This window comes from Bacillus tequilensis KCTC 13622, assembly GCF_000507145.1.
Taxonomy (GTDB): domain Bacteria; phylum Bacillota; class Bacilli; order Bacillales; family Bacillaceae; genus Bacillus; species Bacillus tequilensis.
Window position 1 is genome coordinate 127453 of sequence record NZ_AYTO01000041.1, and the last position, 19639, is coordinate 147091.

General features: G+C 42.6%; 18 protein-coding genes. All 18 read right to left on the bottom strand.

Annotation, left to right across the window (positions count from 1 at the left end):
* Positions 1–103: 103 nt before the first annotated feature.
* The 18 genes from rpsO to pyrH all read right to left on the bottom strand — a co-directional run bounded on the left by rpsO (position 104) and on the right by pyrH (position 19518).
* Positions 104–373 carry a 30S ribosomal protein S15 gene (rpsO, locus tag V756_RS0118755; protein WP_003154182.1) on the bottom strand — a complete coding sequence of 90 codons (270 nt, stop codon included), beginning with the start codon at positions 371–373 and terminating at the stop codon, positions 104–106.
* Between the two features lie 156 nt (positions 374–529).
* Positions 530–1480 (bottom strand): bifunctional riboflavin kinase/FAD synthetase, encoded by a 951-nt coding sequence (ribF, locus tag V756_RS0118760; RefSeq protein ID WP_024716015.1) that lies wholly within the window; start codon positions 1478–1480, stop codon positions 530–532.
* An 18-nt stretch (positions 1481–1498) separates the two neighbouring features.
* Positions 1499–2428, bottom strand: coding sequence for a tRNA pseudouridine(55) synthase TruB (gene truB, locus V756_RS0118765; protein WP_024716016.1), 930 nt, complete (start codon positions 2426–2428; stop codon positions 1499–1501).
* Between the two features lie 83 nt (positions 2429–2511).
* Positions 2512–2865 carry a 30S ribosome-binding factor RbfA gene (rbfA, locus tag V756_RS0118770; protein ID WP_009967251.1) on the bottom strand — a complete coding sequence of 118 codons (354 nt, stop codon included), beginning with the start codon at positions 2863–2865 and terminating at the stop codon, positions 2512–2514.
* A gap of 16 nt (positions 2866–2881) precedes the next feature.
* On the bottom strand, positions 2882–3160 hold the full coding sequence (locus V756_RS0118775; RefSeq protein ID WP_024716017.1) for a DUF503 domain-containing protein: 279 nt from the start codon (positions 3158–3160) through the stop codon (positions 2882–2884).
* Positions 3157–5307 carry a translation initiation factor IF-2 gene (gene infB, locus V756_RS0118780; protein WP_024716018.1) on the bottom strand — a complete coding sequence of 717 codons (2151 nt, stop codon included), beginning with the start codon at positions 5305–5307 and terminating at the stop codon, positions 3157–3159. Before infB ends, V756_RS0118775 begins: the two co-directional genes overlap by 4 nt.
* Before the next feature lie 19 nt (positions 5308–5326).
* Positions 5327–5629: a YlxQ family RNA-binding protein gene (locus tag V756_RS0118785; protein WP_024716019.1), complete on the bottom strand. Its 303-nt coding sequence runs from the start codon at positions 5627–5629 to the stop codon at positions 5327–5329.
* A gap of 1 nt (position 5630) precedes the next feature.
* On the bottom strand, positions 5631–5906 hold the full coding sequence (gene rnpM, locus V756_RS0118790) for an RNase P modulator RnpM (RefSeq protein ID WP_024716020.1): 276 nt from the start codon (positions 5904–5906) through the stop codon (positions 5631–5633).
* 13 nt (positions 5907–5919) lie between these two features.
* Positions 5920–7038 carry a transcription termination factor NusA gene (nusA, locus tag V756_RS0118795; RefSeq protein WP_024716021.1) on the bottom strand — a complete coding sequence of 373 codons (1119 nt, stop codon included), beginning with the start codon at positions 7036–7038 and terminating at the stop codon, positions 5920–5922.
* A gap of 34 nt (positions 7039–7072) precedes the next feature.
* Positions 7073–7543 carry a ribosome maturation factor RimP gene (rimP, locus tag V756_RS0118800; RefSeq protein WP_024716022.1) on the bottom strand — a complete coding sequence of 157 codons (471 nt, stop codon included), beginning with the start codon at positions 7541–7543 and terminating at the stop codon, positions 7073–7075.
* Between the two features lie 330 nt (positions 7544–7873).
* Complete coding sequence (locus tag V756_RS0118805) at positions 7874–12187, bottom strand: PolC-type DNA polymerase III (protein WP_024716023.1); 4314 nt, start codon at positions 12185–12187, stop codon at positions 7874–7876.
* 108 nt (positions 12188–12295) lie between these two features.
* Positions 12296–13990, bottom strand: a complete 1695-nt coding sequence (gene proS, locus V756_RS0118810; protein ID WP_024716024.1) for a proline--tRNA ligase — start codon at positions 13988–13990, stop codon at positions 12296–12298.
* Between the two features lie 32 nt (positions 13991–14022).
* Positions 14023–15291, bottom strand: a complete 1269-nt coding sequence (gene rseP / locus V756_RS0118815) for an RIP metalloprotease RseP (protein ID WP_081719924.1) — start codon at positions 15289–15291, stop codon at positions 14023–14025.
* A gap of 6 nt (positions 15292–15297) precedes the next feature.
* Positions 15298–16449, bottom strand: coding sequence for a 1-deoxy-D-xylulose-5-phosphate reductoisomerase (dxr, locus tag V756_RS0118820; protein WP_024716026.1), 1152 nt, complete (start codon positions 16447–16449; stop codon positions 15298–15300).
* Between the two features lie 61 nt (positions 16450–16510).
* Complete coding sequence (gene cdsA, locus V756_RS0118825) at positions 16511–17320, bottom strand: phosphatidate cytidylyltransferase (RefSeq protein WP_081719925.1); 810 nt, start codon at positions 17318–17320, stop codon at positions 16511–16513.
* A 3-nt stretch (positions 17321–17323) separates the two neighbouring features.
* A complete protein-coding gene (gene uppS / locus V756_RS0118830; RefSeq protein WP_024716028.1) occupies positions 17324–18106 on the bottom strand; it encodes an undecaprenyl pyrophosphate synthase in 783 nt (260 codons plus the stop codon).
* 130 nt (positions 18107–18236) lie between these two features.
* Positions 18237–18794 (bottom strand): ribosome recycling factor, encoded by a 558-nt coding sequence (gene frr / locus V756_RS0118835; protein WP_024716029.1) that lies wholly within the window; start codon positions 18792–18794, stop codon positions 18237–18239.
* Between the two features lies 1 nt (position 18795).
* Positions 18796–19518 carry a UMP kinase gene (pyrH, locus tag V756_RS0118840; protein ID WP_024716030.1) on the bottom strand — a complete coding sequence of 241 codons (723 nt, stop codon included), beginning with the start codon at positions 19516–19518 and terminating at the stop codon, positions 18796–18798.
* Positions 19519–19639: the final 121 nt, after the last annotated feature.

The window sequence follows — 19639 nt, forward strand, 5'->3', positions numbered from 1 at the left end:
CATATCAATGTCAAAGTAGTATGTAAAAGGATTTCAATGATTTGTTATAAGAAATTTTCGCTTTAATACGATAAAAAAGCGGGAATCCTCCCGCTTTTTACGATTATCGACGTAAGCCTAGTTTGTTAATTAACTCACGGTAACGAGTTACGTCTTTATTACGTAGATACGTAAGAAGATTACGACGCTTACCTACCATTTTAAGAAGACCGCGACGTGAATGGTGATCTTTCTTATGAGTACGTAAATGCTCGTTCAAGTTGTTAATTGAGTCAGTTAGGATAGCGATCTGAACTTCTGGAGATCCAGTATCAGATTCGTGTGTTTTGAACTCGCTGATGAGTTGGTTTTTACGCTCTTGAGTAATTGCCATCCTGTTTCACCTCCAAATCATATTTAGCCCCAGTTACCTAGCAACCGTCGGTGACTTCGGATTGCCAAGCAATGGTTTTAAGACTACGAAAACTATCATACTAAAAATCGTGCCTATATGCAAATATTTTAGAATAAAATTTGTGTGCGTTGCATGTTATTTCCGCAAATCGCTGAAATAACGGATGGCCTCCTGTTTATCCTTTTCAATTTGCTCTGTTAATTCTTTGATGCCATTGAATTTCCGCTCGCTCCGAATTCGTTTATACCATTCGATTTTTATAGCGGCTCCGTATACCTCCTGATCGAAATCAAACAGATTGACCTCGATGGAAGGCTGTTCCGGACGTTTTTCATAAAACGTCGGCTTATAACCGATATTGCAAACGCCATTGTAGAGTTCGCCGTTGACTTCCGCTTTTACGGCATATACACCCGTCGGCGGAACGATATAGCTGTTATTTAAACCGACATTTGCTGTCGGAAACCCGATGGTACGCCCTCTTTTATCACCGTGAATAACAATTCCTTTTATAAAATAAGGCTTTCCGAGCAAGACACTCGCCAATTCAACATCGCCGTCTTGAAGCGCTGTGCGGATATACGAGGAGCTGATTTTTTTATCCTGCTCCGTTAATTTTTCTACCATTGTGCATTCAGCTTTTCCGTCTAAATCATGCGGCATGGTTTCCATTGTTCCCTTGCCGTATTTGCCGTACGTAAAGTCAAAGCCCGCCACTGCGTGCTGTACATTAAGACCGATAATATACTGGTCTACAAACTGTTTAGGGGAAAGAGAAGCAAACACTTCATTAAATGTAACGATATACAGAGTCTCTGTGCCTAATTGTTCAATTTGGTTTATTTTGTCTTCCAGAGGCGTAATCAAATCCTTTGGCTCCTGATCCCTGCCTAAAACATGGGAAGGGTGAGGATGAAAGGTCATCACAGCTAAAGACAGGCCCTTTTCTTCGGCTATTTGCTTCGCTGTGCCGATTACCTTTTGATGTCCAAGATGAACGCCGTCAAAATACCCTAACGCCATCACAGACTTTACCTGCTCCTCTTTCATTAAATGATGCGGATGTGTAATATGTATCGTCTTCACAGAACGGTCACCTTTTTTCTATTGTTCGCTTTTTTGCATCAATACTTTTGCCGGCTTTAACAGCCCATCTTTTGAAGGATGTGGGAAATAGATCGCCAAACAGCTGCCGGATTCAGTAAAGACAGCAATCCGGTCTTCGCTTGTCATTTCAGAAAACTGTTCGGGCGTCTCAAGCAAAGCCCCATTTTCTACTTTCTTAGCTAATGTATCACTTATGGTCCATTTCGGCAAATGATTGAGCGCGCGTTCAATAGGAACTGTATGCTCCCATACGGTCCCAGACTGCGCCTGAGCTTCCAGTTCATCAAAAGTAAAGCATTCGTCGAGAGAAAAATCTCCCGATGCCGTACGAATTAAATGAGACATATGAGCCGGATATCCAAGTTTTTCTCCAATCATAACCGCCAGCGTTCTTACATAAGTCCCTTTTGAGCATGTCACCGTAAACCGGAAGCTTGCAGTTTCTCCATTATGTTTAATCTCTGTCGTCAGCTCAATGTCTTCGATGGTAATCATACGCTTTGGACGTTCTACTTCAATCCCTGACCTTGCGTATTCGTATAATTTTTTGCCGTTTACTTTTACAGCGGAATACATAGGCGGAGTTTGTTCTTGTTTCCCCTTTAAACTGTTTAATACCTTTTCCACTGCTGCTTTATCAATATCTTGATTGACAGGCTTTGTTTCAACCGTTTCACCGGTTTGATCCTCTGTTGTCGTTGAAAAGCCAAGCGTGATTTCCGCATCATACGTTTTAGACTTTTCAGTTAAGTATTCGACAATTTTTGTCGCCCTTCCCACACAAATCGGAAGCACGCCTGACACTTCTGGATCAAGCGTTCCCGTATGTCCTACTTTTTTTGTTTTTAACAGTTTTCGGATCTTCATGACACAGTCATGCGATGTCATGCCAACTGGTTTATGTAAAAGGAGAACTCCGTTAACCATTTGCCTTTCACTCCTTCTTTTAAGCTTTTCTCTTTAAAACGCAGAAAAGAGGACAGACGATATACGCCTATCCTCTCCATTTTTTATTCAGATGGTTTCTCTGAATGTAATTCGTGAATCAATGTTTCGATACGATTTCCGTAATCGATTGATTCATCGAACTCAAATTCAATTTCAGGCGTTTTTCGAAGTCTGATGCGGCTGCCGATTTCGGATCGGATAAATCCTTTCGCCTTTGCCAGCCCTTTCAGCGCTTCCTCCCGTTTTTTCTCGTCACCGAGTACCGAGATATACACCTTTGCAATTTGCAAATCACCTGATACACGTACATCCGTTACTGTCAGAAAACCAATTCTCGGATCTTTCAGCTTACGGCTGATAATATCACCGAGTTCTTTTTTCATTTGCTCGCCGACACGGTTTGCTCTCATACTCAATTCAATCACCTCTAAGTTAAAACCACTCTGTTCTAGTGATCGTCCGTTCAATTTCAGGAAAAGAATCGATAAACGCCAGAACGCGCTGCAGCTCTTTTTCTGTTTGAACGCGAGAGGAAGAAACAGCGGCGATTCCAAAGCTGGTTCTTTGCCAGGTGTCCTGGTAGTCAATCTCCGAAATCGAAACATTGAACTTGTTTTGAACCCTGGTTAAGATCCGCTTAAGAACGGCACGCTTTTCCTTTAGCGATCCTGCATTATAAATGATGCATTCACACTCCGCAAATCCGATCACGTTCTTTCAATTTCTTGCATGACATACGCTTCAAGGATGTCACCTTCACGAATGTCATTGTATTTCTTAATTGTAATACCACATTCATAGCCTTGTGAAACTTCTTTCACATCGTCTTTAAAACGTTTCAGAACGTCTACTTCGCCTTCGAAGATAACGACGCCGTCACGAATTAAACGGAGGCCGCTGTCACGCGTAATGGTTCCTTCAGTAACATATCCGCCGGCAATTGTACCGATTTTAGATACCTTGAATGTTTGGCGCACTTCTACTTGACCAATTACTTTTTCTTCATATTCAGGATCAAGCATACCTTTCATGGCTGCTTCAATCTCGTCAATTACTTTGTAAATGATACGGTGAAGTCGAATATCTACATTTTCAGCTTCAGCCGTACTCTTAGCATTTCCGTCAGGTCTCACATTAAACCCGATAACAATTGCATTGGAAGCAGATGCCAAGATAATGTCAGATTCAGTAATCGCACCAACGCCTGTATGAATGATTTTCACTTTAACGCCTTCTACTTCAATTTTTTGAAGTGTGGCTGTTAAAGCTTCAGCAGATCCTTGAACGTCAGCTTTTACGATGAGGTTGATATCTTTTACATCACCTTGTTTAATTTGCTCGAATAAGTCATCAAGACTGAGCTTCGCTTTATCGCTGCGCTGCTCTTCAAGCTGTTTCGAAGCACGGGCTTCCCCGACAGAACGAGCTGTTTTTTCATCTTTAAAAACAAGGAATTGGTCTCCCGCTTGAGGGACATCATTCAAACCGGTAATTTCAACCGGAGTTGACGGGCCGGCAGTTTTCACACGGCGTCCAATATCGTTAACCATTGCACGGACACGGCCGAATGTGTTGCCGACTACGATCGGATCACCGACATGCAGTGTCCCAGTTTGTACGAGCAATGTCGCAACTGATCCTCTGCCTTTATCGAGTTCCGCTTCAATAACCGTTCCTTTTGCCTGGCGGTTCGGATTCGCTTTCAGTTCCTCTACCTCACTGACAAGCAAAATCATTTCAATGAGTTCATCAATGCCTTTTCCAGTTAAAGCGGAAAGCGGCACAAAAATCGTTTCTCCGCCCCAAGCTTCAGGGACAAGTCCGTATTCCGTCAGTTCTTGCATGACACGGTCAGGGTTTGCGGATTCTTTATCAATTTTATTCACAGCAACGATAATTGGAACCTCAGCTGCTTTTGCATGGTTAATTGCTTCTACTGTTTGCGGCATTACACCGTCATCGGCAGCTACAACGAGAATTGTAATATCAGTTACTTCTGCACCGCGTGCACGCATTGTAGTAAATGCGGCGTGTCCAGGAGTGTCCAAGAACGTAATTTTCTTGCCGTTCTCTTCAATTTGGTAAGCACCGATATGCTGAGTAATTCCGCCTGCTTCTCCTTCAACAACCTTCGTTTTACGGATGCTGTCAAGAAGCGTTGTTTTACCGTGGTCAACGTGCCCCATGATTGTGACAACAGGAGGACGAATTTCAAGATCCTCTTCATTATCCGGCTCTTCGTATTTTTCCAGCTCGGTTTCTTCAAGCACAATGACTTCTTCTGTTTCAACACCATATTCTGATGCGATGAGCTCGATTGTGTCTTTATCAAGTTCTTGGTTAATGGTTGCCATTACGCCAAGAAGCATCAGCTTTTTAATGATTTCTGAAGGCTCTTTGCCAAGCTCTTCAGCCAGTGCGCCGACTGTTAAAGTGCCAGAGAATGTAATTTTCTCCGGAAGCTCTTTTTTCGGTTTTACAGGCTTTTGCTGATATTGGTTTTTATTGTTGTTTTGGTTGCGTTTATTTTTTTTGTTGTTGTTATTCTTCTTGTTTTTGTTAAATTGATTATTCTGCACGTCATTCTTCTTTCCGTCTCGAATTTTATTTGGTTGATTTCCAGCTGATTGCTGATTAACCCCTTGCGGCTGTTTGTTTTTGTTCGTTTCTGCAGGCTTTTGAGATGTAGCGGCTGCGCCGCCTTTTTTAAATTTGGCATCAAGCTGTTTAATGGCCTTTTCTTCAAGCATGGCCATATGATTATTCACTTCTAAATCCATGTTTTTCAGTGCGGTCAAAATTTCCTTACTTGAAACATTTAACGCTTTTGCATATTCGTATACTCTCATTTTAGCCATTCGTTCACCCCCAAAAATATTAATCGAGCAAGCTGATCAGCTTATTCGCAAAACCTTGGTCAGTGACGGCGACAACGACACGGGCTTCTTTACCTATAGAGCGCCCAAGAACCGCGCGACTTTCAACTTTTTTAAAAGGAACTTTATAATAATTGCACTTGTCGGTTACTTTTTTCGCTGTGTTAGATGATGCATCCTCTGTAAGCAGGACAAGCTTTGCACGCGCATTCCTGATTTCTTTGATTACCAAGTCCTCGCCTGACACGACCTTACGAGCTCGATTGGCCAGACCCAGCAAGGGAAACCATTCCATTCCAGACATTTTATTTTTTCACCTTTTCCGCCAGCTCCAGCAATTCTTCGAAAATCTGGTCATCGATTTGTGATTGAAATTGATTTTGCAAAGTGTTTTTCTTTTTTGCTGCTAAGATGCACTCTTTATCCAGCGTTAAATAAGCACCCCGTCCGTTCTTTTTTCCGGTCGGGTCTACTGAGACTTCGCCTTCTTTCGAACGTACAACTCGGATCAGTTCCTTTTTAGGCTTCATATCACCAGTCACTACACATTTGCGTAACGGGATCTTTTTGTGTTTATTCACCTAAGGTCACCTCTTATTCATCCGATTCAGCAGTTTCAGGCTCTGTAAAGAGCGGTTCATCATCATCTTCTTCAAGTTCTCTCGGATAGATTCCAAGTTCTCTTGCGTCCGTTTCGCTCTTAATATCAATCTTCCAGCCTGTCAGTTTAGCAGCTAAGCGTGCGTTTTGTCCTCTTTTGCCAATTGCCAAAGACAGCTGGTAATCAGGAACAATAACAGTTGTCGCTTTTTCTTCTTCATTAACGATGACATCCATCACTTTTGAAGGGCTGAGCGCATTTGCGACAAATTCCACAGGATCACTGGACCAGTTGACAATGTCAATTTTTTCACCTTTTAATTCATTGACGATCGCCTGAACACGCTGACCTTTAGGACCTACGCATGAGCCGACAGGATCCACGTCAGGATCATCTGTGCGGACAGAAATTTTTGAACGGTCGCCGGCTTCTCTGGCAACAGATTTCAGCTCGACAGTTCCATCATAAATTTCAGGCACTTCGATTTCAAATAAACGCTTTAGCAAGCCTGGATGTGTTCTTGACACATAGATCTGCGGGCCCTTCGTCGTTTTTTCTACTTTTGTGATATATACCTTAATGCGGTCATGAGGCTTGTAGCTTTCATTTGGCATTTGCTCATTCACCGGCAGCAAGGCTTCAATTTTGCCTAAAGACACATAGATAAACTTATTGTCCAGACGCTGGACGATACCTGTCATGATGTCTTCTTCACGGTCGATAAATTCAGAATAAATCACACCGCGCTCAGCTTCGCGCACACGCTGTGTGACAACCTGCTTCGCTGTTTGAGCAGCAATGCGCCCGAAATCCTTAGGCGTTACTTCGATTTCAACGACATCGCCGACCATATATTCCGGATGGATGCCCTGTGCCTCTTCAATAGAGATCTCCAGTCTTTGGTCGTATACTTCGTCAACGACATCTTTTCTTGCAAACACACGGATGGAGCCAGTTTCACGGTTTAAATCCACCCGTACATTTTGCGCTTGATTAAAATTCCGCTTATAAGCAGAAATTAACGCAGCTTCGATTGCTTCAATGATAATTTCCTTACTGATGCCTTTTTCTTTTTCAAGAATCGTGAGAGCATCTAATAATTCACTGCTCATTTAACGGTCTCCCCCCTTAAAACATTTGTATTCATTAGAATGTAACAGCTAATCTCGCATTAGCTATTTTGTCATACGGAATATTGATCCGTTTCTTTCTTGTTTTGATCGTGATCTCAACTGTCACTGTTTGTCCATCAAATTCAGCCAGTTCACCTTCAAACACTTTTACACCCTCAATAGGCTCATACGTCTTAATGTACACATTTTTTCCAAGTGATTTTTCGAAATCGGCTTTTTTCTTCAGCGGACGCTCAGCTCCCGGAGATGAGACTTCAAGAAAGTAATTTTGGCTAATTGGGTCTGCCTCATCAAGCTTTTCACTTAAAGCTTCGCTTACTTTGGCACATTCCTCAATGTCCACACCGTCATCGGAATCAATAAACACGCGAAGGAACCAGCTTTGACCCTCTTTGACAAATTCAATGTCAACGAGTTCCAGCTGAAGGCTGTCTACGATTGGCTGAGCCATTTCTTGAACGGTGTCAGTCACTTTTTTGCTCATGTTCTTCCTCCTTGTGCTGTCGATCTCATATTCGTCTCGTCACTCTGCATAAAAACCCTGCTTCAAAAGAGCAGGGGCTAAAAAGTAAACGATGAACATGTCGAGACAAATTTCTCTTGTTCAATACAAAAGAGCGGGTTTCCCCACTCTTTGCCTCGGTAATCGTTAGCATTTCCAATAAAACTATACCATAACCATATTTTTATTGCAAATGGATATACGCTTACCACCATACCTAAGCAAATGACAGAAACTCTAATGTTACAATGGCACTTTTTACGCTTATATATGCATAGAAGCAGAATTTCCAAAGAAATTCTGCTTCCTATGTTAGAACAATGACAATTGGTTTTGATCTGGCAGTGATTCAAGGCAGCCATGACGATCTAAATACTCTAAAATCGTTTTTGACACTTTCCCTCTCTTTTGCAAATCTTCTTTCGAGAGGAACTCGCCTTCTTCACGAGCTTTTACAATGTTTAGAGCAGCGTTCGTCCCCAATCCAGGAATGGAGTTAAACGGCGGGATAAGACTGTTGCCGTCAATAATAAACTCTGCAGCGCTGGAGCGATATAAATCGACTTTTTGGAATGAATAGCCTCTCTCACACATTTCAAGCGCCAATTCTAAAACAGTCAGAAGGTTTTTTTCCTTTGGTGAAGCATCAAGTCCTTTAGAGTTAATATCCTCCATTACAGCCTTGATTGCTGTAGAGCCCTTGATCATTGTATCGATATCAAAATCGTCTGCACGAACAGTAAAATAAGCAGCATAATACAGAAGCGCGTGATGCACTTTAAAGTAAGCAATGCGGACTGCCATTAATACATACGCTGCGGCGTGAGCTTTCGGGAACATGTATTTAATCTTTTTACAAGAATCAATATACCAGTCTGGGACATTGTTATTTTTCATTTCTTCTTCCCATTCGGGCATCAATCCTCTTCCTTTACGCACAAATTCCATGATTTTAAAGGCAAGGGACGGCTCAAGGCCTTGATAGATTAAATAAACCATAATGTCATCACGGCAGCCGATAACCTCACTCAGCTCACAAATATTATTGTGGATGAGCTCCTGCGCATTGCCGAGCCATACATCTGTTCCGTGAGACAAGCCTGAAATCTGAACGAGCTCGGAAAAAGTTGTCGGCTTTGTATCTTCAAGCATCTGCCGGACAAACCGGGTTCCGAATTCAGGAATTCCGAGAGTTCCCGTTTTACAGCCGATCTGTTCTTCTGTAACACCGAGTGATTCGGTTCCCTGGAAGATTTTCATCACTTCAGGATCATCGGTTGGAATTGTTTTCGGATCAATTCCGCTTAAGTCTTGAAGCATCCGAATGACGGTCGGGTCATCGTGTCCGAGAATATCCAGTTTTAGCAGGTTGTCATGGATGGAGTGAAAATCAAAATGCGTCGTTTTCCATTCTGAACCTGTGGCGTCTGCCGGGAACTGAATTGGTGAAAAATCATAAATATCCATATAATCTGGAACAACGATAATGCCCCCAGGGTGCTGTCCGGTCGTTCGTTTTACACCTGTACATCCCTGTACGAGCCGATCTACTTCAGCCCCGCGCATATGAAGATTATGATCTCCGGCATAGCCTTTCACATATCCGTAGGCCGTTTTTTCTGCCACCGTGCCTATTGTTCCCGCACGATATACATTGTCTTCTCCAAACAATACTTTTGTGTAATTGTGCGCTTGCGGCTGGTATTCCCCTGAGAAGTTCAAGTCGATATCAGGTACTTTGTCCCCTTTAAATCCTAAGAACGTTTCAAACGGAATATCATGGCCGTCTTTTTTCAAAGGCGTTCCGCAATGAGGACATGTCTTGTCAGGCAGGTCAAAACCGGAACCGACAGAGCCGTCATTAAAGAACTCAGAATGCTGGCACTCGGAGCATACATAGTGCGGCGGCAGCGGGTTCACCTCAGTGATCTCAGTAAGCGTCGCAACTAATGAAGATCCGACAGAACCACGGGAACCTACGAGGTATCCGTCATCCAGTGACCGTTTTACAAGTTTGTGAGAAATCAAATAAATAACAGCGAAGCCGTGGCCAATGATACTCTTTAATTCTTTTTCGATCCGCGCTTCGACAATTTCAGGCAGCTGTTCGCCGTAAATGCTTCTTGCACGCTGGTAGCTCATTTCTCTGATCTCTTCATCGGCGCCTTCGATTTTCGGTGTATACAAGTCATCTTTAATCGGTTTGATGTCATCGATTAAAGATGCGACTTTTTGGGTATTGGTAACAACGATTTCCTTCGCTTTTTCTTCACCTAAGAAAGAAAAGGCTTCAAGCATTTCATCCGTCGTTCTGAAATGTACTTTCGGAAGTTCATGCCTGTTCAGCGGATTGGCTCCGCCTTGAGAGGATACTAAAATCTTTCTGTAGATTTTATCCTCATCATTCAAGTAATGTACATTTCCCGTAGCAACAACCGGTTTATTTAGCTTTTCACCCAGTTTCGTGATATTCGCAATAATTTCTTTCAGTGATTTTTCATCGCGGACGAGTTCAAGCTCCAGCAAGTGACGGTACACTTCAGGCGGCTGAACCTCAAGATAATCATAGAATGACGCGACATCTTCAACCTCTTCAGGCGATTTTTGCATCATCCCTTCAAAAACCTCTCCCCTGTCACAGGCTGAACCGATCAGAAGCCCTTCCCTGTATTTCTCAAGCTGAGATCTTGGGATACGAGGCACTCTGTAAAAATAATGAATATGGGAAAGTGACACAAGCTTAAATAAATTTTTAAGCCCCGTGCTGTTCACCGCAAGTAATGTTGCATGATACGGTCTTGATCTTTGATAAGCGTTGGACTGCCCCATATTTTCATTCAGTTCGTCATGATACTGAATACCCTTTTCCGCTGCGTCCTTCAGCATTTTCAGGAGCAAATAAGCGGTCGCCTCAGTATCATAAATCGCACGGTGATGCTGTGTGAGCTCAATATCAAACTTTTTACAGAGCGTGTTCAGACGATGGTTCTTAAATTCCGGATAGAGGAAACGGCCGAGCTCAAGCGTATCAATGACTGGGTTTTTAGCTTTTTCGACTTCAAGAAGCTTTTTATAAGCGACATTTAAGAACCCCATGTCAAAGCTCGCATTATGAGCAACAAGGATATCATCGCCGATCCATTCTCTGAAATCTCTTATCACATCTACAACATCCGGAGCATCGCGAAGCATATCATCGGTGATGCCTGTCAGCTCTATAATTGTGGCTGAAAGCGGGCGATGCGGGTTCGCAAACGCCTCAAATTTATCAATAATTTCTCCGCCTTTTACTTTTACTGCAGCCAGCTCAATAATGGTGTCGTATACAGCAGACAACCCAGTCGTTTCGACGTCGAAAACAACATATGTTTCTTCCTCAAGAAGGCGATATGCAGCGTTATACGCAATTGGCACACCATCATCAACGAGATTCGCTTCCATCCCGTAAATCATTTTAATTCCATGCTTTTTGGCGGCAGAATACGCATCAGGGAAAGATTGAACAACAGCATGGTCAGTCAAAGCGATGGCCTCATGCCCCCACTTTTTCGCCTGTTCGACAAGTTTTCCAATCCCTGTAACAGCGTCCATTTGGCTCATTGGAGAATGCAGATGCAATTCCACTCTTTTTTCTCCTTCAGGAGCCGTATCTTCACGGGTTTTTGCTTTTATTTCGTTAACGTCATTTGCGATCATGACGAGATCTCTGACGAAAGTGTCATTTTGGATGCTTCCGCGTGCTTTTACCCACATTCCTTTTTTCAGAGACTTCATCAGTGCCGCATCTTCTTTTTCACGTGCAAACATTTTAATTAAAATACTATTTGTATAGTCTGTAATTTTGAAGATGCACAGTGTGCGTCCGCTTTTCAGCTCTCGCGTCTCCGCATCAAACACATACCCCTGAACCGTAATTCTCCGTTCTTCATCCATGATGCTGTCAAGCGTCCGGATTTCTTCGTTATCTTTAATTTGATAACCGATGACAAGAGGCCCAGACGGCACTTGATCTTCATCACTTTCTTTATCTTTCTTCTCCATTTCAATCAAGGCCTGCATGGCCCGCTCTTGGTCTTCTGCAAGCTTTTGCTCCCGGAACTTTTGAACTTCTTGCTCTGATACAAATATTTCAGCATCAAGCTGAAGATCCGGAAAACCAAATTGCCGGTAGCCCGCTTGAATCATGGAACTGTATTTATTCTTAAGGGCAGCCGCTTCTGTGTCCGTTTTTGTTTTGACAATCAGTTTATTGCCCTTCAGCTTCGGCTTTTGCTGATTTAGGAGACTGATAATCGGCGGCGAAATGCCTTGCAATTCTTCAATGCAGCGTGACCAGTAGTCTTGAACAAGACTTTCACTGAAATCGGCATCCTGCACTTCAATTGAAGATGTCACTTTTGCTATGTGGGCAAATGATTGTGTCAGCCTCGTTGTTAATGTGTCATATAATTGAAAAGGCAGCAAAGATTTAAATTGAAAATGAAAATGCCAAGACTTAGACGCTTTGTGTATCGTCAGCTTTTTAATCTCGCCATCTTCAAAGTATGTCATGAAGGTATCATCTGTCATATTAATCTGCTGCAGAAGAATTTGAAACTGCCTTCTGTTTACTGATAACTGTTCCATTAAGACAGTATCCCTCCCTAAAAACATCATAAGTGAAGGTACCTCAGGCAATGAGGTACCTTCTATTATTTCTATTTTAACATGTTTTTTGATAAATCGTTATCGTGATTACTGCTTGCTGATAAAAGCAGATAATTCGTCAACTGTCATCTCAGTCGACTCACCTGTTTTACGAATTTTCACTTCAACAATTCCTTCGTCAGCCCGTTTTCCGACTGTAATGCGGATTGGAAGGCCGATTAGATCTGAATCAGCAAATTTCACGCCTGCACGCTCAGCACGATCATCATAGAGCACTTCATAGCCTTCCGCTTTTAAATCGGCATACAGCTTTTCAGCAAGCTCTTTTTGCCCATCGTTTTTCATGTTCAAAGCAAGAATATGAAGATCATACGGCGCAACGCTCTTTGGCCATATTAATCCTTTTTCATCGTGATGCTGTTCAGCAATAGCAGAAAGCGTTCTAGATACACCGATTCCATAACAGCCCATCAACATTGGCTGCGCGCGGCCGTTTTCATCCAAGTATGTCGCGTTCATCGCTTCTGAATAGCGTGTACCAAGCTTAAAGACTTGTCCGACTTCGATTCCTTCCGCAAAACGGATCGTGCCTTTACCGTCTGGTGAAGGATCGCCTTCTTTAATAAAACGAAGATCAGCAAATTCTTTAATTTGCGCGTCACGGTGCACGTTGACATTTTGATAATGATGATCGCCTTCATTCGCACCGGCAACGGCATTGACCATTGCTTTCACAGCTTGGTCAGCATATACTTCAACATCTTGATTGACACCGACAGGGCCGACATAGCCCGGCTCTGTCCCGAGCTGCTGAATGACCTCTTCATGTGCGGCAAGTTCCACAACTTCTGCATGAAGCAAGTTTTTCACTTTAATATCGTTGACTTCATGGTCGCCTCGTACAAGCACTAAGACAAAACGGTCATCTGCTTTAAACAAGACTGACTTGATGCAGGCGTCGGCAGAAACCTGTAAAAACGCTGTCAGTTCTTCTATTGTTTTCACATTAGGCGTGTGGACCTTCTCTAAAGCTTTAGGCTCTTCGGCAGAAGGGACTTCTTGATAAAGAACTTCAGCCATTTCGATATTAGCCGCATATGGTGATTCATCAGAATACGCAATCGTATCCTCTCCGATTGCAGATAGTGCCATAAACTCATGCGTATCCTTTCCTCCCATTGCGCCGGAATCGGCAATGACAGGTCTTACATTAATGCCGCAGCGGGCAAAAATATTAGAATAAGCCTCGTACATTTTCCGATACGTTTCATCCAAGCTCTCTTCAGATGCATGGAAAGAATATGCATCCTTCATAATAAATTCGCGGCCTCTTAACAAACCGAAGCGAGGACGTTTTTCATCTCTGAACTTAGACTGAATTTGAAACAGAGTCAGAGGGAGACGCTTATAAGATTTAACCTCATCGCGAACAAGTGAAGTAATAACTTCCTCATGCGTTGCCCCTAAAGCAAACTCACGGCCATGACGGTCTTTTAATCTCATCAGTTCAGGACCATACGTATACCATCTGCCTGATTCCTGCCAAGTCTCAGCCTGCTGCAGTGCGGGCATAAGCATTTCTACGGCATCAATTTTCTCCATTTCTTCACGAACAATCTGCTGAATGTTTTGAATTACCTTATACGCAAGAGGCATATAGCTGTATACCCCGCTCGTATTCTGTCTGATAAATCCTGCTCTTAGAAGAAGCTGATGACTTTTTGCCTCGGCATCAGCTGGAACTTCACGGAGCGTAGGAATAAGCGTCAAGCTTTGTCTCATTTCTTCGCACCTCTGATTGATTTACTTTTCGTTTACAAGAACAGCCGCTGGATATCGTTCCATGTGACGACCAGCATAAGAAGCATTAAGAAAGCTACTCCGATAAACACAACAAATGCTTCTTTTTCCCTGTTAATCGGTTTGCCCCGAATCGCTTCAATAAATAGAAATAACAATCTTCCTCCGTCAAGCGCCGGAATCGGAAGCAAGTTGACAATCCCAAGGTTAATGCTTAAAAACGCAGCAAACTGGAATAGGTTCACTAGCCCTGTTTTCGCCACTTGGTCTGTCATGTCATATATACCGACAGGGCCTGACAGCATATCAAGTTTAAATTGCCCTGTCACTAATTTGCTTAAGTTGGTTAAAATGGCTTTGGTGACATCTACTGTGGACGTCGCACCGTAGGCAACTGCTGAGAGAACGCCTTTTTCAGTCGGCGCATAGGAGCCGAAACGTCCGATTGTTTTCTTGTTCTCATCTTTCACAGCTTCCGGAGTCACAGAAATATGAAGCATTTTATTATCTCTTTTTACTGCAACATCCATTGCTTTTTCCGGATTTTCTTTTACAGCGGAGACAATGTCCGTCCAAGACCTCATTTTCTCTCCATTAATGCTTTGAATGTAATCTCCTTCTTTTAGCCCTGCTTCAGCCGCCCGGCCATTGTCAGTCAGCTGCCCGAGCATAGGCTCATTGGACGGAACGCCTTGAATAAGCCCAAGCATCACTAAAATGACGTAAGCTAAAATAAAGTTCATGATCGGCCCTGCAGCAATCGCTTTAATCCGCTGCCACACAGGTTTGGAACCAAATTGGCGATTATATGGCGCAATCTGAACTTCTTCTCCGTCTACAATGAAAAAGGATGTTTCGCTGACAGTAAAGCTTGAAAGCTCATCCTCTTTCCCTTGCTCATAGCCGGTGATTTTCATGTCATGCTCTAAATCCGCTGTTTCCACTTCAATGACTAGAGCATCGGGGTATTTTTCCTTTTGATTGATGATGAGTTTCTCAACTTGATCTTCTTTATTAAACAGAAGCCCGACCGTGTAACCGGGTTTCACCTCAATCATTTCCGGATCTTCGCCTGCCATACGGACAAATCCGCCGACCGGAAGCAGCCTGATCGTATAAACTGTTTCATTTTTTTTGAAGGAAAAAATCTTTGGACCGAAACCGATCGCAAATTCACGGCAGAGAATTCCCGCTCTTTGGGCTAGCAATAAATGGCCCAGTTCATGGAAGAAAACGAGCGCTCCGAAAATAATGACAAACGCTATAACTGTATTCACGAACATACCACCTTATGTGAGTATTGAGTTGACGTATCCCCGGGTATCTTTGTCCACTTCTTGAATGTCCGCCAGACTCGGTTTTTTAATCAACTGATGGCGGGATAATGCCTTTTCGATACAGTCTTCAATAGCCAAAAACGGTATCTTGCCGGCTAAAAAGGCTGCGACAGCTACTTCATTTGCCGCATTAAGCACTGTCGGCATTGTTCCTCCTATTTTACCTGATTCAAAAGCAAATTGTAAGCATCGGAACCTGTCAAAATCAGCTTTCTCAAAATGGAGGGTGCCGATTTCCCATAATTCAAGCCTTTTCGCATCCGGCAATGGCAACCGGTCAGGATAAGTGAGCGCATACTGGATTGGGACCCTCATATCCGGGGTTCCGAGCTGTGCAATCACACTCCTGTCATGAAACTCAACCATTGAATGGATGATGCTCTCCTTATGTAAAACCACATCAATTTGTTCATACGGGACATCGAAAAGCCAATGTGCCTCGATCACTTCTAATCCCTTATTCATCATTGTAGCCGAATCAATCGTAATTTTTGCACCCATTGACCAATTTGGGTGTTTTAATGCGTCCTCAACTGTAACTGATTCGAGCTCCTCCCGCGTCTTGTCCCGAAAGCTCCCGCCGGATGCCGTAATGATGAGGCGGTCAATGTTTTTAGCCTGTTCGCCTTGAAGCGCTTGAAAAATTGCCGAATGCTCACTGTCAACAGGCAGAAGCGGAACATCATATTTCTTAGCATGTTCTTTTACTATATGCCCTGCAGTGACAAGAGTTTCCTTATTTGCAAGCGCAATTGTTTTTTTCTGTTCAATTGCCTTTAACGTCGGGATAAGACCGACGCTTCCAAGCAAGGCATTGACAACAATGTCAACCTCATCCATCACCGCTGCTTCTATCAGCCCTTCTTCTCCCAGCCCGATTTGGCATTCAAAAGAAAAAGACGTTTGTTTTAATTTATGATATGTATCCAGATCAGCGACAGAGACAAACTTCGGCTGAAAGGCCTCTATCATTGGAACGGCCTTATCAATATTTCTGCCAAACGACATAGATACCAGCTGAAATTGATCCTGATGTGTACGCAATACGTCAAGAGTCTGTTCGCCGATTGATCCTGTTGCTCCTAAAAGACAAATATTTTTCAAAGTTGCCACTACTCCTATTCTTTTTGCTGCATGATCAGTCTCATACTCATATTAGACTTTTTTATGAAAAAAGGGCAAGCAGAAAGTACAAGAAAGGCATGACAAACAAGAAACTGTCAAAACGGTCTAATATACCGCCATGCCCGGGAAGAATCTTCCCAGAATCTTTTACATCGTAATGTCTTTTCAAGGCGGATTCCACTAAATCTCCAAGTTGTCCGAAAACAGACAAAAACAGTGTGATCAACAGCAGATAGATATACGGGATCGGAAGATGAGCAACAAACTGAAAAATCGTCGCCAGTATAAGTGCGATGACAATTCCGCCTGCAAAGCCTTCCACTGTTTTATTCGGACTGATTTCAGGCCAAAGTTTTCGCTTGCCAAGCGATTTCCCGACAAAATATGCACCGGAATCAGTGGACCAAATGACAACACACGCGTAAAAAATGTATGTTAATCCATATTGGTCTAGATTTCTGATTTCTATAAAATAATGAAAACACATTCCGATGTAAATTGCTGCCAGTGTAATAAACCCGACTTCATCAAAAGTAAAGGTGTTTTTTACCAGAACTGTGTAAATCAGCAAAAGCAACACCGCGAACAAAGCGATTTCCATTTTCGAAATACCATTCTCTTCCAAAAACGAATACTGGCTTGGCAATAAGAACAGCCACAATAATAAAAGACCGATCACACCCGGCAGTGAAACCAGCTTCAGCTTTTTCATCCGTAAAAGTTCAAAAAGCGCTACACTGCCCATCACATAAATTAATACGGTGAACGGCAATTTCCCGACAATAACCAAAAATAAAAATACAATTGCTGCCAGAACACCTGTCAAAATTCTTTGTTTCATGTCCACCATCCTCTAAATTCCGCCAAACCTCCGGCCTCTCTGCTGATATTCTCCTAACGCCTGTAAGAAGTGATCTTCTTTAAAGTCAGGCCACAAGACGTCAGTAAAGACAAATTCACTGTAAGCAACCTGCCATAGCATAAAATTGCTCAGTCTAATCTCGCCGCTCGTTCGAATTAAAAGTTCAGGATCCTGCAAAGATTCAGTCATTAAATAGTTAGAAAAAAGAGATTCATCAATGTCTTCAATATTTAAAGAGCCTTCCTTCACTTTTTCCGCGAGTGATTTTGCAGCAGTGACAATTTCAGTGCGGCCTCCATAATTGAGAGCAAAATTTAGGATCATTCCGTCGTTTTGCGCTGTATCCACTACAGCCTTTTCAATCGCACGTAATGTGTGTGCCGGCAAAGCCGTTTTATCTCCTATGATCCGAACCTGTACATTTTCCTCAACAAGCTCTGGAAGATACGTATTTAAAAATTCTTCCGGAAGCTTCATGAGAAAATCGACTTCCATTTTCGGCCTCTTCCAATTTTCTGTTGAAAAAGCATACAATGTCAGCACTTTGACACCTAATGCGTTCGCAAGCTTTGTTGTCCTTTTTACCACCTTCATCCCTTCGTGGTGGCCTGCAATTCGGGGAAGAGAGCGTTTTTTAGCCCAACGGCCATTCCCATCCATGATAATGGCGATATGTTCGGGAATTTCTCCCTTAAGTATGTCTTCTTTTGTATAACGTTCTAAGTTGGAAGCCGCAGTTTGCTGATTCTTCCAATTTTTGAGTATGTTGAGCATGAGATTCCTCCGTCACCCAAAAAGGTTACATTCCCTGCTGATAATCAATGTAATCAACAGTATTAACAAAAAAACCCCCTGTAAACATGAGAGGGTCTTTTCACTATTATCTATTGTACATAGTTTTTCATTAAACTTCCATGATTTCTTTTTCTTTGTCTTTTGTGACACTGTCAATTTTTGACACATATTCATCTGTCAGTTTTTGAACGTCTTCAGTTGAAGCGCGCAGTTCATCCTCAGTGATGTCTCCGTTTTTCTCAAGCTTTTTGAGATCATCGTTAGCATCACGGCGAACGTTTCGGACTGCTACTTTCGCCTCTTCAGCATATTTTTTCACTACTTTTACTAATTCTTTACGTCTTTCTTCCGTTAATGCCGGAATCGCAATTCGAATGATATTGCCGTCACTTGTTGGCGTAAGGCCCAAATCAGCTTTTAAAATCGCTTTTTCGATATCACCGATTGCAGTTTTATCATATGGCGTTACAACAAGCATACGAGCTTCAGGCACATTAATAGAAGACAGCTGATTTAAAGGTGTCTGTGCCCCGTAATATTCAACTGTTACTTTATCTAATAAAGATGGGTTTGCACGGCCTGCGCGAACAGTAGCCAATTCGCGTGAATAAGCAGCAATCGCTTTTTCCATTTTTTCTTTTGTTTGAGTTAATACTTCTTTTGACACGTTATTTCCCCCTTACAATCGTTCCGATAGATTCACCGATAACGGCACGTTTGATATTTCCTTCTTCCATAATAGAAAAGACGATAAGCGGAATGTCATTATCCATGCATAAAGATGATGCTGTTGAATCCATGACTTCCAGGCCGTCTTTTAGAACGTCAAGATAAGAAAGCGATTCATACTTAACAGCTGATTCATCTTTTCTAGGATCAGCATTATACACACCGTCAACATTATTCTTAGCCATTAAAATAACGTCTGCTTCAATTTCAGCAGCCCGCAGTGCAGCCGTCGTATCAGTAGAGAAATATGGGTTTCCTGTGCCCGCAGCGAAAATAACGACACGTTTTTTCTCTAAGTGGCGTATCGCTTTTCTTCTTATGTACGGTTCGGCAACTTGTCTCATTTCAATGGATGTTTGCACTCTGGACTGGATTCCGAGTGTTTCCAAGCTGTCTTGAAGAGCAAGCGAATTCATAACTGTCGCAAGCATTCCCATATAGTCAGCAGTTGCACGGTCCATGCCCAGGTCACTTCCTGTTTTTCCGCGCCATAAGTTGCCGCCGCCCACTACAACAGCGACTTCGACTTCAAGCTCAGCGATTTCTTTCACTTGCTGTGCAATAGATTGAATGACAGTTGGGTTAATGCCGTTTCCCTGTTCTCCTGCCAATGCTTCTCCGCTAAGCTTTAATACGATACGTTTGTATTTTGGTTTTTCCATGATAACCTCCAAGTGTAAACATTGCCGTTTTCTATTATGCAAGAGAAAAAAAGGTTTGTAAATATAGTTTTAAAAATAGGGAACACAAATTGTGTCCCCTATACTGCCTGAAAAGACGCGG